Annotated in this window: 15 protein-coding genes; 6 read left to right on the forward strand and 9 right to left on the reverse strand. The window is 66.9% G+C overall.

The features are described 5' to 3' along the window. Window positions 1-5 precede the first annotated feature (5 nt). On the forward strand, window positions 6-764 hold the full coding sequence (locus tag AC1RQK_RS01735) for an SDR family oxidoreductase (protein ID WP_492370827.1): 759 nt from the start codon (window positions 6-8) through the stop codon (window positions 762-764). A gap of 48 nt (window positions 765-812) precedes the next feature. Here AC1RQK_RS01735 and AC1RQK_RS01740 read toward each other — a convergent pair whose 3' ends face one another. The 3 genes from AC1RQK_RS01740 to AC1RQK_RS01750 form a co-directional block, all read right to left on the reverse strand. Beyond that, window positions 813-1,670, reverse strand: coding sequence for an acid phosphatase (locus AC1RQK_RS01740; protein ID WP_492370826.1), 858 nt, complete (start codon window positions 1,668-1,670; stop codon window positions 813-815). Window positions 1,671-1,807: 137 nt separating this feature from the next. Continuing rightward, complete coding sequence (locus tag AC1RQK_RS01745; RefSeq protein WP_492807316.1) at window positions 1,808-3,550, reverse strand: class I adenylate-forming enzyme family protein; 1,743 nt, start codon at window positions 3,548-3,550, stop codon at window positions 1,808-1,810. Between the two features lie 200 nt (window positions 3,551-3,750). Continuing rightward, complete coding sequence (locus AC1RQK_RS01750; RefSeq protein ID WP_492370824.1) at window positions 3,751-4,515, reverse strand: SDR family oxidoreductase; 765 nt, start codon at window positions 4,513-4,515, stop codon at window positions 3,751-3,753. A 341-nt stretch (window positions 4,516-4,856) separates the two neighbouring features. On the opposite strand from AC1RQK_RS01750, the gene AC1RQK_RS01755 reads away from it, so the two are divergent. Continuing rightward, on the forward strand, window positions 4,857-5,630 hold the full coding sequence (locus AC1RQK_RS01755) for a TraB/GumN family protein (RefSeq protein WP_492807318.1): 774 nt from the start codon (window positions 4,857-4,859) through the stop codon (window positions 5,628-5,630). A gap of 9 nt (window positions 5,631-5,639) precedes the next feature. Here the strand turns inward: AC1RQK_RS01755 and AC1RQK_RS01760 are convergent, their stop codons facing one another. Both AC1RQK_RS01760 and AC1RQK_RS01765 read right to left on the reverse strand, forming a co-directional pair. Next, on the reverse strand, window positions 5,640-6,497 hold the full coding sequence (locus tag AC1RQK_RS01760; protein WP_492807320.1) for an arylamine N-acetyltransferase family protein: 858 nt from the start codon (window positions 6,495-6,497) through the stop codon (window positions 5,640-5,642). Window positions 6,498-6,559: 62 nt separating this feature from the next. Continuing rightward, window positions 6,560-7,270, reverse strand: coding sequence for a Crp/Fnr family transcriptional regulator (locus AC1RQK_RS01765; RefSeq protein ID WP_492807322.1), 711 nt, complete (start codon window positions 7,268-7,270; stop codon window positions 6,560-6,562). Window positions 7,271-7,444: 174 nt separating this feature from the next. Between AC1RQK_RS01765 and AC1RQK_RS01770 the strand changes: the two genes are divergently transcribed. After that, a complete protein-coding gene (locus tag AC1RQK_RS01770; RefSeq protein WP_309409184.1) occupies window positions 7,445-7,942 on the forward strand; it encodes an Mpo1 family 2-hydroxy fatty acid dioxygenase in 498 nt (165 codons plus the stop codon). Between the two features lie 19 nt (window positions 7,943-7,961). On the opposite strand, the gene AC1RQK_RS01775 is transcribed toward AC1RQK_RS01770, so the two are convergent. Beyond that, the gene (locus AC1RQK_RS01775) at window positions 7,962-8,873 is read right to left on the reverse strand and encodes a LysR substrate-binding domain-containing protein (protein WP_174427144.1); all 912 of its coding nucleotides are present in this window, start codon (window positions 8,871-8,873) and stop codon (window positions 7,962-7,964) included. Between the two features lie 134 nt (window positions 8,874-9,007). Between AC1RQK_RS01775 and AC1RQK_RS01780 the strand changes: the two genes are divergently transcribed. Continuing rightward, window positions 9,008-10,027 carry a DUF1338 domain-containing protein gene (locus AC1RQK_RS01780; RefSeq protein WP_492807324.1) on the forward strand — a complete coding sequence of 340 codons (1,020 nt, stop codon included), beginning with the start codon at window positions 9,008-9,010 and terminating at the stop codon, window positions 10,025-10,027. A 60-nt stretch (window positions 10,028-10,087) separates the two neighbouring features. Here AC1RQK_RS01780 and AC1RQK_RS01785 read toward each other — a convergent pair whose 3' ends face one another. Genes AC1RQK_RS01785 through AC1RQK_RS01795 form a run of 3 tightly spaced genes read right to left on the reverse strand, consistent with a single transcriptional unit; the run spans window position 10,088 to window position 12,460 of the window. Continuing rightward, a complete protein-coding gene (locus tag AC1RQK_RS01785) occupies window positions 10,088-11,416 on the reverse strand; it encodes a sensor histidine kinase (RefSeq protein WP_492807326.1) in 1,329 nt (442 codons plus the stop codon). Window positions 11,417-11,419: 3 nt separating this feature from the next. Then, complete coding sequence (locus AC1RQK_RS01790) at window positions 11,420-12,121, reverse strand: response regulator (RefSeq protein WP_492807327.1); 702 nt, start codon at window positions 12,119-12,121, stop codon at window positions 11,420-11,422. A gap of 6 nt (window positions 12,122-12,127) precedes the next feature. Further along, window positions 12,128-12,460: a PepSY domain-containing protein gene (locus AC1RQK_RS01795; RefSeq protein ID WP_416053255.1), complete on the reverse strand. Its 333-nt coding sequence runs from the start codon at window positions 12,458-12,460 to the stop codon at window positions 12,128-12,130. Between the two features lie 201 nt (window positions 12,461-12,661). Between AC1RQK_RS01795 and AC1RQK_RS01800 the strand changes: the two genes are divergently transcribed. Both AC1RQK_RS01800 and AC1RQK_RS01805 read left to right on the forward strand, forming a co-directional pair. Next, window positions 12,662-12,904 carry a hypothetical protein gene (locus AC1RQK_RS01800; RefSeq protein WP_416052523.1) on the forward strand — a complete coding sequence of 81 codons (243 nt, stop codon included), beginning with the start codon at window positions 12,662-12,664 and terminating at the stop codon, window positions 12,902-12,904. 188 nt (window positions 12,905-13,092) lie between these two features. Continuing rightward, complete coding sequence (locus AC1RQK_RS01805) at window positions 13,093-14,055, forward strand: cyclase family protein (RefSeq protein ID WP_492370815.1); 963 nt, start codon at window positions 13,093-13,095, stop codon at window positions 14,053-14,055. Window positions 14,056-14,113 lie beyond the last annotated feature (58 nt).

The raw sequence follows: 14,113 nt of genomic DNA on the forward strand, positions 1-14,113 counted from the left end.
ACAGCATGAATGAGCAAGGCAAGGTTGCGCTGGTAACGGGCGCGGCCCGCGGCATCGGCAAGGCGGTGGCACAGGCGCTGCTAGTGGCAGGCTATCGGGTGGTGTTTGCCGGGCGTACCGCCGAGCCGCTCGAGGCGCTGGCCGCGCAAGCCAAGGCCGAGGGCCATACGGCGCTGGCGGTGCAATGCGACGTCAGCGATCCGGATTCGGTGGAGCGGCTCTTCGCCCAGGTTCGCGAGCATTTCGGCCGGCTCGACGTGCTGTTCAACAACGCCGGCATCAATGCGCCGGCGGTGTCCATCGATGAACTCTCCGTGGCGCAATGGAAGGCCGTGCTGGACACCAACCTGACCGGCGCGTTCCTGTGCTCGCGCGCGGCCTTCGCGCTGATGAAGTCGCAGAGCCCGCGCGGCGGCCGCATCATCAACAACGGCTCGATCTCGGCGCACGCGCCGCGGCCCAACACGGTGCCATACACGGCCACCAAGCACGCCATTACCGGGCTGACCAAGAGCCTCTCGCTGGATGGCCGCGCCTTTGACATCGCCTGCGGGCAGATCGATATCGGCAACGCCGCCACCGATATGGCTTCGCGCATGGCGCGCGGCGTGCCGCAGGCCAACGGCGAGATCGCGCCGGAGCCGCTGATGGACGTGGCGCATGTGGCCAGCTCGGTGGTGCACATGGCCAACCTGCCGCTGGGTGCCAATGTGCAGTTCATGACCGTGATGGCCACCAAGATGCCCTTCGTCGGGCGTGGCTGAACCTGGCGCAAGCGTCTGGCCGGCATCGCGCCGGCCAGGCGTCTCCCGCTATTTGATCGCCAGTGCCTCGCTTTCAGCGCGGCAGTCGCCGGCCGGCCGCAGCCCGTTGGCACGGGCTTGCGCAACCTCCGCTTTGGCTGCCGCAAGATCTGCGAGGAAGGTAGGGTCTGCATGCAGCCGCGCCACGGTAGCTGCGCCCATGATGCGGCCCTGCGTCGCATCGCTTTGCCAATGCACATTGCAGACCAGCCGGCTTTGCCCATAGGCCAGCCCGCGCGCCAGGATCACATTGGACTGTTGCGGCGCGATTTCCGCCAGGATCAACGCCCACGCCCAGCCAATGGCGTTATGCCCCGAAGGGTAGGAGCCGTCCTTGGAAAGCATGGCTTCCTCGGCGGGCGTGCAACTCGGCTGCTGGTTGACCACGAACGGCCGGGCGCGCGTATATTTGTCCTTCACGCCGTACGTCGATAGTCCCGCATCGGCCAGGGTCCGGCGCAGCAGCAGGTAGAGCCGGGGGGTTTGCTCCTGCGATATCGGCGCATCCAGCGCACACGAGAAAATCCCCTCGGCCTGCGGGAATTTCAGGTTGGCATCGACTGCTGCCTGGCGGTAGCGTGCCGTGCCTCGCAGGGCCTGGTTGCCGCGCGCGATCTCGTCGTCCAGGGCTTGCGCCGCGGAGCCGGGTGCGGGCGGCGGTGGCACCAGGGCGAGGCTATCGGGCCGTGCGTCCGCCGGCAGGTAGCCGGCGAGAATGCCAGGCCGTATCTCCGGCACCGGCGCAGCGGCGCTGCCCTGGCCCTGGCCGGCACAGCCCGCGAGGAGCAAGGCAGTGCCCAGCATGGACAAGCCCGCGAGCCGGTTGCCGGAGGGCAGGAAAGGTCTGGTGAATGAATTTGCTTGCATCTGCATCCGCATCTGTTATCTGTTATCTGTTGGTTGTTCCCGTAATCGCCGTCGGACCGGCGTGGTAACGGCAAGCAAGCGGCCGTGCTCGCGTTCACTGCCGCCTGGGTGATCCTGATCTTGTCCAGCGCCCGGGTTCAGGCTTCGAACATCTTGCGCAGTGTCGACTTCAGGATCTTGCCGTTGGCATTGCGCGGCAGCATGTCGGGGCAGAACACGATCCGCACCGGCACCTTGAAGGCCGCCAGCCGCTCGCCCACGAACGCCTGCAACTCCGCCTCGGTGGCTTGCGCGCCGGGCTTCAGGCTGACCACGGCCGCGGGCTCTTCGCCCAGCGTGCGGTGGGGAATGCCGACCAGTGCCGCATCCATGATGGCCGGGTGATCGTACAGCACGCTTTCCACCTCGATGCTGTAGATGTTCTCGCCGCCGCGGATCAGCATGTCCTTCATGCGGTCGACAATATAGACAAAGCCCTCCTCGTCCAGCCGCGCGATGTCGCCGGTCTTGAGCCAGCCGTCGATGAATGTTTGCGCGGTGGCTTCCGGCTTGTTCCAGTAGCCGCGCACCACATTGGCGCCGCGCACCATGAGCTCGCCGGTCTCGCCGGTGGGCAAGCTGTGTCCGCGCCCGTCCACCACCTTCATCTCGCCGATGGGCAAGGCCGGGCCGCCGCTTTCGGGACGCTCCACATACTCCTCTGCACTGTGGCTGGTGAAGGTGGCCGAGGTCTCGGTCATGCCCCAGCCAATGCCGGGGGCCGAATGCGGGAACACTTCCTTGATGCGGCGCACCAGCTCGGCCGAAGCGGGGGCGCCACCGTAGTTGACGTTTTCCAGCGACGACAGGTCGAAGCGCTCGCGCTCCGGGTGCTCGATGATCTGCCAGGCGATGGTGGGCACGCCGCCGGCAGCCGTGCAACGCTCGCGCTCGATCAGGCCCATGGCACGCACGGCGTCCCAGCGCCGCATCAACACGATCTTGGTGCCGCTGGCCAGCGCGCCGTTGAGCACCGCCATGCAACCGGTAACGTGGAAGAACGGCACCGACAGCAGCATGCCTTTTTGCGGCGCGGCCGGATCGGGCGCGGGGATCGCCTCGCCGCGGCGCAGGCAATTGCGCATCGGGCTGAACGCGGCGGCCACGGCCACATTGGTGGCGTTGCGGTGGGTGCCGAGCGCGCCCTTGGGCTTGCCGGTGGTGCCTGATGTATAGAAAATGGTGGCGTCGTCGTCGGCGTCGATGGCGACATCGGGTACCGGCAGTTCCGGCAGCGATGCCCATTGGTCCGGCGTGCCGATCAGGCTCTCCAGCTGGCTGATGCGCGCGTCGCTGGCTGGCGCATCGGCGCGGCTGACGTAGATTTTCTCCAGCGCGGGGCAGCCTGGCAGGTGCTCAATGATGCGGCCCAGCCGTTCATCGTCAACGATGGCGATCTTGCTGCCGGAGTCGGCCAGGCCGTACTCCAGTTCCGCCCCGGTCCACCAGGCGTTGAGCGGCGTGACAATGGCGCCTGTCAGCAAGGCGCCGTAGAAGACGGCCGGCCATTCCGGCAGGTTGCGCATGGCCAGCGCCACGCGGTCGCCCTTGGTCACGCCATCTCGGATCAGCGCATGCGCGATGGTGAGCGCGGCGCGGGCGAACGCATCGTACGAGACACGCTCGTCCTCATAGACGACAAAGGCTTTGTCACCCAATGTGCGGGCTTGCAGGAACAGGTCGCGCAGCGTGGGTGGCGCGTTTTTCCAGACGATGGTGGTAATGCCCCGGATCACGCGCGTTTCGGTTTCGAAAGGGGCGCCGGGCGCGGTAAGGCGGGCGTGGGCCTCGGCCAGGCTGATTGCCGGCCAGGTCGTAGCGGATTGCGGGTTGTTCGACATCGGTGCCTCCCTGACTGCATGGCAGGATGGGCAACGCTCTGGCATGCCGGCGCGCAAGCTTGCCCGCGTGCCGCGCCTGCCCGGAAATGCGGGCGGCAATGCACGCGGGCACGAAGTGCCCCGGCTCAGGCCTCAGGCATCGGGCTTTGCGCCCTGGCCCTGGAGCGAGCCCGGAACGGGAACAGCAGGTGCGCGGCGGCTCAGATCGTGACGCCGCCGTCCACCACCATGGCCTGGCCGGTCATGAAGGTGCTGGCCGAGGAGGCCAGGAACACCGCGGCGCCGGCAATCTCCACCGGCTCGCCGATGCGGCGCAGGGGCGCGCCTTGCGTCGACAGCTTGTAGCGCTCCGGATCCTCCCAGAGCGCCTTGGCGAAATCGGTGCGGATCAGGCCAGGGGCGATGCAGTTCACGCGCACGTTGCTCGGGCCGAACTCCACCGCCAGGTTGCGCGCCAGCTGGAAGTCGGCTGCCTTCGACACGTTGTACACGCCGATGGTGGGCGAGCCGCGCAGGCCGCCGATGGACGACACGATGATGATCGAACCGTCCTTGCGCTCAAGCATCTGCGGGGCCACCATCTGGATCAGCCAGTGGTTGGAGATGACGTTGTTGTCCAGCACCTTGCGGAACTGTTCGTCGGTCACGCCGCTCATCGGGCCGTAATAGGGGTTGGACGCCGCGTTGCAAACCAGTACGTCGATCTTGCCGAACGTGCCGTTGGTCTGGTCGACCAGGCGCTGCAGGTCTTCCTTGGAGGAGATATTTGCGGGCACGGCAATCGCGGTGCCGGCGCCATGCTTGGCATTGATGGCATCGACGACTTCCTGGCAGGCCTCGGCCTTGCGCGAGGAAATCACCACTTTGGCTCCTTGCACCGCCATCTGCTCAGCGATGGCGCGGCCGATGCCGCGTGATGAGCCGGTGACGACGGCAACCTTGCCGGTCAGGTCGAACAATGACATGCGTGTCTCCTGGTGTCCTGGTCCTCGCGGGGCGGGACCAGATGATCTTTAAAAGGCGCTGGTGAATCTGCATCTTGGCAGCACGGCCCGGCGTGTTCTGCACAGCGGTTCATGCAGGGGCTTGTCAGTACCATAGTGCTACCGGCCGGTACATTATGGTTGGGAGGCATGGCTCAGTCCACAAGCAAATCGGCAGCCGGCCCGGCTTATCAGAGAATTTTCTGTTGGCAATGCATTCGGTGCATGACGTCGGCAAGACAGCGGCATGATGTCCGCACCCACAAACGGCGAACAGGTCATAACAGGCTGCAACAGGCCACAAAGGACGAGGTAAGCGTTTCATGCTTTGGCAAATCAAGGATACCGAGGTCTACCTGCTTGGGGCGATCCACGTGCTGGATGCGCCCTTGCCTGCACTGGTGCCGGCCGCGGAGCGCGCCTACCGCGCTTCGGCTCGGGTGGTCTTCGAGGTGGCGCTGGACCAGGCGCCGGACTTCGCGCCGGCGTATTTTCCGCAGGGCGATAGTCTCAGCCACCATCTGCAGCCGGCTACGCTTGCGCAGGTGCGGGCGCTTTGGCTGGATTTCGGGTTGCCCGGCCCGGAACTGGAGCGGCTGCGCCCCGTGTTCGCCGCGATGCATCTGCAGTTCGCGGTGGCCGCCAGGCACGGCATCCTGGCACAGCATGGTGTCGATCGGTTCTTGTGGGCGCGCGCCGCTGTCGATGGACGGGCAACGGACGCGCTGGAGGATGGCACCGAGGCGCTGCGGATGTTGCAGTGCGTGCCGCTGGCCGAGCAGGTATCGATGCTGGCATTCTTTGCCGAGCAACCGGAACTGGCCGCAGCGGAGCCGGCGGATATGGTGCGCTGGTGGCGGCAAGGGCAGGCCGGGCCGTTTGGCGCGCTGCTAGCGCGGCGCCGCGCACAATGGCCGGACACGCTGGCGGTCCTGGTCGACGCACGCAACCAGCAGTGGATGCCGAAAATCCAGGCGCTGGTCGCGGATCGCGTGCCAACCCTGATCGTGGCCGGTGCCCTGCACATGGTGGGCGACGCGGGGCTGCCGGCGCTGCTTGGGGCCGCCGGGCTCGAACTGCTGCCCGAACCCTGGTGAAGCGAACACCTATCTGTTGCCGCGCGCCTCAATCAGCGCCGGCAATAGCTGGGCCAATTGCGCCTCGCTGGCAAGATCCAGCGCCAGCCCGAAGCGGTCCCCCAGCGCTTGGACAATGGCAGCCGGCGTCTCCAGTTGCTGGCGCTGCACGCTGCCGTCAGCCGCGCGCACGGCAAAGTCGCCGTTGATCAGCGTCAGCCGGGTGTCGCCTTGCGAGCGCGCCAGGGTCAGGGCGTTGCGGAACAGGCTGTCGGGGTGGGTGGAGGTGTACCAGTTGCGTGGCTCGAAATCGATGGCCTGCTGCGGCGAAAGATCGAACTGGTAGAGCTTGAACCATGCGCTTGCGGTCCTGACCTCCAGATCGTACACGTGAAAGGCCGCACCTGTCGTCTCCACGCAGGACAGGCGGTATGGGAACGACGGATCGGCTTGCTCCGCCTGCGGCAGCGCCATGGCGCGATACGGGGTAGGGCCGCCAAAGCCCACGTCCACGATATAGCTGTGATGCGCGGCCTCCACGCGCAGCAGCATGTGCGATTGCATGGTGGGCACGTCTTCCGGCACGTTCCAGCGCACCCGCGCGGCCAGCGGCGTGACCACGTAGCCAAGCGCACGCAGCGCGGCGGCAAGCAAGGTGTTTTGCTCGAAGCAGTAGCCGCCGCGCGCGTTGGTGACCAGCTTGTCGAACACCGCGTCCAGGCCGATCTTGATCGGGCGCTGCAGCAACACGTCGACGTTTTCAAAGGGAATCCGCGCCAGTTGTGCCGCGATCAGGCTGTCGAGCGTGGCGAGGTCCCGCTGGCTCGGCAGCGCGTGGCCGATGCGGCTGAGATAGGCTTGCAGGCGGGTGTCGTCTAGATAGGTCATGGCGATGGATGTTCGGTTTGCGCTGCCAGCGCAGGCTGAAGGGATCGGGCAGGGCGGCACTGTCAGGTCAGCGCCAGCAAGGCCGGCAGGTCGATCAACTCGATGTCGGCATAGTGCAGCCGCAACAGCCCGCGCGCTTCGAGCTCGCGCAGGGCCTGGTTGACGGTCTGGCGCGACAGCCCGAGCATCTGCCCGAGTTGTTCCTGCGGGATATGCACGGAGCGGCGCTCCAGCCCGGGCATGTCGCCATAGGCCTGGGCAATGGCGACCAGCCGGCGGCCGGTGCGCGCCAGCGGCGGCAGCAACTGCGCCTCTTCCACATAATGAAAGGCCTCGCGCGTCTTGGCGGCGAGCAGCTTGCCGAACTCGCGCCACCATTCGGGATGCGCCGACAGCATCGCGTATAGCTTGTCGCGCTGCAGGTGCAGCACGGTGGCCGCGCTGGTGGCATGGGCGTCGTGCGTGCGCGCCAGCCCGTCGAACAGGCAAATCTCGCCAAACCAGCTGCCCGGCCCCAGCAGGCCGATCAAGGCGGCCTTGCCGGACTCGCTGTGGCTGTCGATCTGCACCGTGCCGGCAGTCACGCCGTAGATGCCGTCAAAGGCGTTGCCGCGGGTAAACAGCATCTGGCCGGCCGCCAGCTTGCGCGTGGCCGCGTCCCGCAGCAGGGTGTCTTGCATGGTCGACGGCAAGGCGCCAAACCAGCTCCCGCCGCGCAAGGCGCGCAGCGGATCCAGGGCCGGCTCGTGCTGGCCACGGGTTGCCAGGCGCATGATGGTCTCCTTGATCGATGCTCTTGCCGACTGTCAAAAACCGGACAGACGGGCTTTTTGATGCCTATTAATATACGGCCACAACGCGTAGCCACAGTACGCGGCTGCAAATACGCGGATACAAATACGCGGATACAAATACGCGGATACAACGACGCCCCGGCAGGAGACCCTGTGAAGACACTGATCGACCACCTGGCTAACTACGCAGCCTATCATCGCGACGCGCGCAATGTGTTCAGTCATTTCATCGGCATTCCCATGATTGTGCTGGCCGTGACCACACTGCTGGCCCGCCCGGCCATGCCGCTTGACGCCGGTCCGGCGTACCTGACGCCGGCGATGGTCGTTTATGGTCTGTCCTGCCTGTTCTACCTGCGCCTGTCGGCGGGGTTCGGGCTGGCGATGACGGTGATCCTGGCTGGCTTCGTCTACGCCGGCGGCGCCATCGCTGCGCTGTCCACCGGCGCCTGGCTGGCTTGGGGCATCGGCCTTTTCGTGGCGGGCTGGCTCATCCAGTTCATCGGGCACTACTACGAAGGCCGCAAGCCTGCATTTGTGGATGACCTGGCCGGGCTTCTGGTCGGGCCGCTCTTCCTGGTGGCCGAAGTGGCTTTCGCAATGGGCCTGGCGCGGGACACCCGCGAGGCCGTCAGCGCCCACGCGCATTGACCTTCGGCGCGCCCGGCAGCTAAGCGCCGTGTTCCGCGCCGTGTTCCAGCAGCCAGTCGCGCAGTTGCAAGACCTTGTCGTCGGGAGGCAGGCCGCGCCGGTGGACGAAGTAATAGGCCTTGCGATTGTCGATCTCCGCCGGCAGCGTGGCTAGCGGCACCACCAGCCGCCCCTGCGCCAGTTCCTCGGTGATCAGAATGCGTGGGATCAGCGCCACGCCGATGCCGGCGGCGGCCGCCTGCGCCAGCATGGTGTAGAGGTCGTAGCGCGGGCCACGCAAAGCCTGCGCCGGCAGTGCCGCGCCCGCGGCGGCGAGCCAGTCGCTCCATGCGCGCAAGCGGGTGTTCAGGTGCAGCAGCGGCAATTCCAGCAACTGATCCAGGTCCAGGCGCTTGCGGCGCCCCAGCAAGGCGGGGCTGCACACCGGCACCGACGGGCCTTCCTGCAGGATCCGCTCGCCCTGCGTGCCCGGCCACAGCCCTTCGCCGTAATAGATGGCCGCGTCGAACGCGGTATCACTGAGCTCGAATGCCTCGGTGCGCGCCGAGAGATGCAACGTGAGATCGGGCAGGGCGCGTGCCAGCAGCGGCAGGCGCGGGATCAGCCACTGGCTGGCAAAGGTGGGTCCGATGGCCAACTCGATGGCGCGCCCGCGCGGGCGCTGGGCCATCACATCCAGCGTCACCTGCTCGATCTGGTCGAGCCGTTCCCGCACTTCTTCGGCATAGGTCCCGCCAGCAGGCGTCAGCACGATGCGCTTGCGGATGCGGTGGAACAGCGGCACGCCAAGCCGTGCTTCCAGCCCTGCGATCTGCCTGCAAACCGCGCTCTCCGTGACCGCCAGCTCGTCGGCGGCGCGGGTAAAGCTGCCCAGCCGCGCCGCGGCCTCGAACATCTGGAGCGCCGTGAGGCTGGGTATGCCCTTGCGCATAGTGCGTTTTTGGAAGGAAGTTGGTGCGAAGTTATCAATTGTACGAACTCTGCCGCAGTCGCACAATAAGCCCCATCCGGAGGCCGTCGGCCCCCGCCATCCCCCGAAAACAAACACATTTCAGCGCATTGACCATGACGAAGCCGAATCTGCAACGCCTCCTCGAGACTGTTTGTGGCGAAACCCAGGCAGCCGAGTTGCTGCAATTGATGAATGTTTCCCCGCAACTGCTGTCTTCTACCAGCGAACAGGCCAGCCGTGCCGAAGTGGCGCAGGCGCTCAATATGGTGCTGTTCGCCGGCATTCTCGAGCGCGTGCCGACCGGCATGGCCTATACCCGCGACGTGATCCAGGCTGGCGGGCAAGTGGTGTTCGACCACGGCGCGTTGCGCACGGTGAAGTGGGATTGCGGCAGCCTGCCCTCGGGCGAGATCGCTTTCACCCGTATCCTGGGCCCGCTGGGCTACCGCCTCAACGGCACCTATCCGCTCGAGCGCATCGGCATGACCGGCCGCTCCTATGCGCATGCCGACCTGCCTGACGACATCGCCCAGTACTTCCTGAGCGAGTTGCATCCCGAGCGTTTCAGTGCCGATTTCCAGTCCGCCGTGTCGCGCGTGGTGTCCAAGTCCGTCGATCCGCTCGGCGACGAAGCCGTCGCGCAACTGGCCCTGCTGGAGCGCGATGCGAGCCTGCCGATGGCCGAGGCGGCGCGCCTGGTGCCGCAACTGGCAGCCTGCTTCGCCCGCCAACATGCCGAGCCGGCGCTGGCCGACTATGAATTGCTGCTGAAGGAATCGGCCGAGATGGCCTGGATTTCCACCGAGGGCAATGCCTTCAACCACGCCACCGACCGCGTGGCGGATGTGCGTGCCGTGGCGGACGCACAGCGCAGCCTGGGCCGCCCGATCAAGGATTCGGTGGAAGTGTCGCGCTCCGGGCGGGTCCTGCAGACGGCATTCAAAGCCGATCCGGTGGAGCGCGGGTTTGTCGGCGCCGACGGCGTCGTGGTCAAGCGCAGCGTGCCGGGCTCGTTCTACGAGTTCATCACGCGCGATTTCGTGCCCGCGACGCAGGCAGCTGGCGGCACGTTGGATCTGTCGTTCGATGCCGGCAATGCGCAAGGCATCTTCAAGATGACGGCGGCCTGCTAACGCGGGCAATGCGGTAGCAGGAGAAAGAGAAGGGGCCGGCCCGTCCGGCCTTTTTTTGGTTTACGGCTGGCCAGCCGGCAGGCGCAGGCGAGCCAGCAATCCGCCCAGTTCGCTGTTGCCTAGCTCCAGCCCACCCTCATAAAGGGCCGCCATCTCGCTGACGATGGCCAGGCCCAGTCCGCTGCCCGCAGCGGACTCATCCAGCCGCCCATAGCGTGCTGTGGCCAGTTCGCGGGCCTCGGCCTGCATGCCCGGCCCGTCGTCTTCGACCGTGACCTCAAGCATGCCGCCGCGCTCCACGAGCTTGACGCGAACGCGCGAGCGCGCCCACTGGCAGGCGTTGTCGAGCAGGTTGCCGAGGATCTCGATCAGGTCCTGGCGGTCGCCGGCGAAGTGCCCGTCGCCATCCACCTGGATATCGATCTCGCGGCCGCTGTGCAGGCGGGTCAGCGCGCGCGCCAGCTCGCCTGCCGCTGGGCCGGCGTCGATGCGCGCCCCGCGCGTGCTCGCAGCCCCTGCCGCCCGTGCGCGCGCCAGGTGGCGGTCCACCTGCCGGCGCATGGCCTCGACCTGGCTGGCGGCGGCGCGGGCCGCCTCGCCGGGCAGGCGCTCGGCTTCGTTGGCGAGGATGGCCAGGGGCGTCTTGACGGCGTGCGCAAGGTCGGCCGCCTGGCGCCGCGAGCGCTCCAGCGCATTGGCGTTGCGCGCCAGCAAGGTATTGATCTCGGTAACCAGCGGCACCACCTCGGACGGCCACGTGCCTCCCAGGCGGCTCTCGCGGCGTGCCTGCAGGGTGGCGAGCGCCTGGCGCAGCCGCGCCAGCGGCGCGAGGCCAAACTTTACCTGGGCCGCCACCGCCAGCAGCAGGCCCGCGCCCAGCGCCGTGAGCGACCAGCCCAGCAGCCGGTTGAAGGCCTGGCGCGCCGCGCGCAGTTCGGTGCGATCCAGCGCCACCGACAGCATCACCGGCGTATCGGCCGACGCCAGCACGATGGGGCGCGACACCACCAGCAGCGATTGCCCGTTGGGCCCGGGCCGGATCTCGGCATGGCTGCCCGCTACCTTGTTGCCCACCGTGGCGGGCATCTCGGCATCCCAGAGCGAGCGTGAACGCAGCGTGGCGCCCGGTGCCTGCGCCTGCCAGTAGGCGCCGGAGTAGGGTAGTTCAAAGCGCGGGTCGGCCGGGGCGCGGGTCAGGGCGAGCTTGCCGTCAGCGCTCCAGTCCAGGGCGGCGGCGAGGCTGGTGAGCTGATTGTCGAGCTGGCGCACGTAGGTGTCGTTGACGTGGCGCGCGAACAGCGTGGAGAGCAGCCAGCCGGTGCCGCCGAGCGCGGCGGCCAGCCAGATGGCCGCGACCGCGAGCAGGCGGATGGCTAATGACTGGCGCATGGGTCAGTTGGCGGCGTTTGTAGAGATTGCGGGGGCTTCGGCAGACGCCGGAGGGCGCAGGCGGTAGCCCTGTCCGCGCACGGTCTCGATGACGTCCACACCGAGTTTGCGCCGCAGCCGGCCGATGAAGACTTCGATGGTGTTGCTGTCGCGCTCGAAATCCTGCGCATAGATGTGCTCGGTCAGCACGGCCTTGCTGATGATCGCGCCCGGGTGGTGCATCAGGTAATCCAGCACCTTGAACTCATGGGCGGTCAGCACCACCGCGGCGCCGTCGACGGTCGCCACGCCCGTGCGCGCGTTCAGGCGCACCGGGCCGCAGGCCAGCTCGGGCGCGGACATGCCATGGGCGCGGCGGATCAGCGCGCGGATGCGGGCCAGCAACTCCTCCATGCGAAAGGGCTTGGCGAGATAGTCGTCGGCCCCGGCATCGATGCCTTCCACCTTGTCGGTCCAGCTGTCGCGCGCGGTCAGGATCAGCACCGGCAGGTTCACCTGCGCCGCGCGCCAGCGGCGCAGCACGGAGAGCCCGTCGAGCCCGGGCAGGCCAAGGTCGAGCACCACGGCATCGTAGGGCTCTTCGGCGCCCAGGTGCCAGGCATCGATGCCGTGCGCGGCGGTATCGACCGCGTACCCCGCGCTGACCAGGCTGGCGTGGATCTGGGCGGCCAGCACGGCCTCGTCTTCTACCAGGAGGATGCGCATGGGGGATCAGGGTTTCTTGCGGGCTTGCTCAAGATCGCGCCCCTTGGCTTTGAGCAGGGTGGCGGTCCTGGCGTCGTACTCGAGCTTGGCCACCGAGCCGCTTGCCAGCAGCAGCTTGACTTCGTACTGCCAGACGCCATCGTCGCGGTCGAGCTTGACGCCGATCACGTCGCCCGTGTACTGCGCCGACACCGCCTCCAGGATGCGCGTGAGCGGCAGGATCTCGCCCGACTGGACGGCGGCGCGGGCGCGGTCGGCGTCCTTGTCGGCATGGGCGGGCGCCGGGGCCGCCAGCAGCAGCGGCAAGGCGGCTAGCAGCGGCAGCAGAGCGCGAGGCAGGGATGCGGTGCGGAACGAAGGCAATGGCGTGAGCGAGCGGGGCAATACGGTTGTGAGCAAGCCTTGATGGAGCGAAGCAGTCTGCCGTGCCTTGCCTGAACGCAAGCTGAATGGCGCGCTCAGCATGGGTTCAGGCAGGGATCACGACAATGGGCGCCATTGCATTGATCGTCATCGTCACAGTTTTCCAGGAGTCTGGCCATGCAAGGCGTGCGCATCTCGAATGATAGCCCTTCCGAAATCCACCGCCGCGCCACGCGCGACGGGATCGCGCTGGCCGCGGCGGTGATCGTCGTCCTGTTGGGCGTTGTGTCCCTGTTCTGGGCGCAGGTCGACGCGCGGGCCGTGCTGCATGAATGGAAGCACATGGACAGCGGCCTGTCCATGATCGTGCTCGGGGCACTCGTGCTCGGGCCGCTGCTGGCCTTCGGGCTGGACGATTGAAGCTGGCCCCTGAAACCCTCGGCGGGTTTTCCATGCCTGGACATGCGCCTGCGGCTGGTCCTACACTCGATCCACAACAAAACGCACGACCGTTCTTATTTATGTTCCGTGCGCATGGTCAACCATGCGCCACGGACATGACCGGCACAGTGCGATCCCTCAGGGTCAATCCAAAAAGGAGACATGGCATGGAATCGAAGAACGTCCCGCTGGTAGCCGAGTTGTTGCGCGATGCACCGAAGAACTGGGGCAAATGGGGGCCGGATGACGAGGTCGGGTCGCTGAACTATCTCACCCGGGCGGAGGCGCTGCGCGGCGTGGCTTCCGTGCGCTCCGGCAAGACCTTCACCCTGCAGATCCAGATGGGAAACCCCGCCGGCGACCCGGTCTGGCCCGGGCGTTCGCAGGCGCGCCGCCTCAACGTGATGGACAAGGGCCATTATCTCTGCGGCAAGGGCCCGAAGTTCCCCGGCGAGGCCGAGTACGCCGACGACATGATGATCATGTACCTGCAGGGCTCGACCCAGTACGACGCGCTCGGCCATGTCTGGTACGGCGATCAGCTATGGAACGGCTATGATGCCAAATCCACCATCGGCGGCCTGGAAAAAGCCAGCATCCTGCCAATCGCGGAGCGCGGCGTGGTCGGGCGTGGCGTGCTGATCGACATGGCGCGCCACCGCGGCAAGGACGTGCTCGCCCCGGGCGAGACTTTCACCCATCTTGACTTGCTCGCCGCCGCCGAGATGCAGGGCGTGCGCATCGAGAAGCACGACATCCTGGTGATCCGCACCGGCTGGATCGGCTCCTTCTACAAGCGCGACCAGGCTGAGTTTTATCGTGAGTTCGTCGAGCCGGGCCTGACCTACAGCCCGGAACTGGTCGAGTGGTTCCATCGCATGGAGATCCCCAATCTCGTCACCGACACGATTGCCAACGAGGTGACGGTGGACCCGGTCTCGGGCGTTGCCTTGCCGCTGCACAATGCGCTGATGCGCAACCTGGGCGTCGCCCTGACCGAGATCGCCCAGCTGGACCCGCTCGCCGCGGACTGCGCGGACGACCAGCAGTGGACCTTCCTGTATACGGCAGCACCGCTCAAGGTAGTGAACGGCAGCGGCGCACCGGTCAACCCGGTGGTCATCAAGTAAGCCAGGCAAAAAGCCTGACCTCGGCGCCGTCCGGTGGAGAAGCCTCAATGGCCTCTTG

Source organism: Cupriavidus sp. GW822-FHT02D05 (assembly GCF_058802485.1).

Coding starts and splice junctions, on each gene's coding strand:
- AC1RQK_RS01735 (WP_492370827.1), top strand. CDS start 6: ATGAATGAGCAAGGCAAGGTTGCGCTGGTAACGGGCGCGGCCCGCGGC.
- AC1RQK_RS01740 (WP_492370826.1), bottom strand. CDS start 1,670: ATGCAAGCAAATTCATTCACCAGACCTTTCCTGCCCTCCGGCAACCGG.
- AC1RQK_RS01745 (WP_492807316.1), bottom strand. CDS start 3,550: ATGTCGAACAACCCGCAATCCGCTACGACCTGGCCGGCAATCAGCCTG.
- AC1RQK_RS01750 (WP_492370824.1), bottom strand. CDS start 4,515: ATGTCATTGTTCGACCTGACCGGCAAGGTTGCCGTCGTCACCGGCTCA.
- AC1RQK_RS01755 (WP_492807318.1), top strand. CDS start 4,857: ATGCTTTGGCAAATCAAGGATACCGAGGTCTACCTGCTTGGGGCGATC.
- AC1RQK_RS01760 (WP_492807320.1), bottom strand. CDS start 6,497: ATGACCTATCTAGACGACACCCGCCTGCAAGCCTATCTCAGCCGCATC.
- AC1RQK_RS01765 (WP_492807322.1), bottom strand. CDS start 7,270: ATGCGCCTGGCAACCCGTGGCCAGCACGAGCCGGCCCTGGATCCGCTG.
- AC1RQK_RS01775 (WP_174427144.1), bottom strand. CDS start 8,873: ATGCGCAAGGGCATACCCAGCCTCACGGCGCTCCAGATGTTCGAGGCC.
- AC1RQK_RS01780 (WP_492807324.1), top strand. CDS start 9,008: ATGACGAAGCCGAATCTGCAACGCCTCCTCGAGACTGTTTGTGGCGAA.
- AC1RQK_RS01785 (WP_492807326.1), bottom strand. CDS start 11,416: ATGCGCCAGTCATTAGCCATCCGCCTGCTCGCGGTCGCGGCCATCTGG.
- AC1RQK_RS01790 (WP_492807327.1), bottom strand. CDS start 12,121: ATGCGCATCCTCCTGGTAGAAGACGAGGCCGTGCTGGCCGCCCAGATC.
- AC1RQK_RS01800 (WP_416052523.1), top strand. CDS start 12,662: ATGCAAGGCGTGCGCATCTCGAATGATAGCCCTTCCGAAATCCACCGC.
- AC1RQK_RS01805 (WP_492370815.1), top strand. CDS start 13,093: ATGGAATCGAAGAACGTCCCGCTGGTAGCCGAGTTGTTGCGCGATGCA.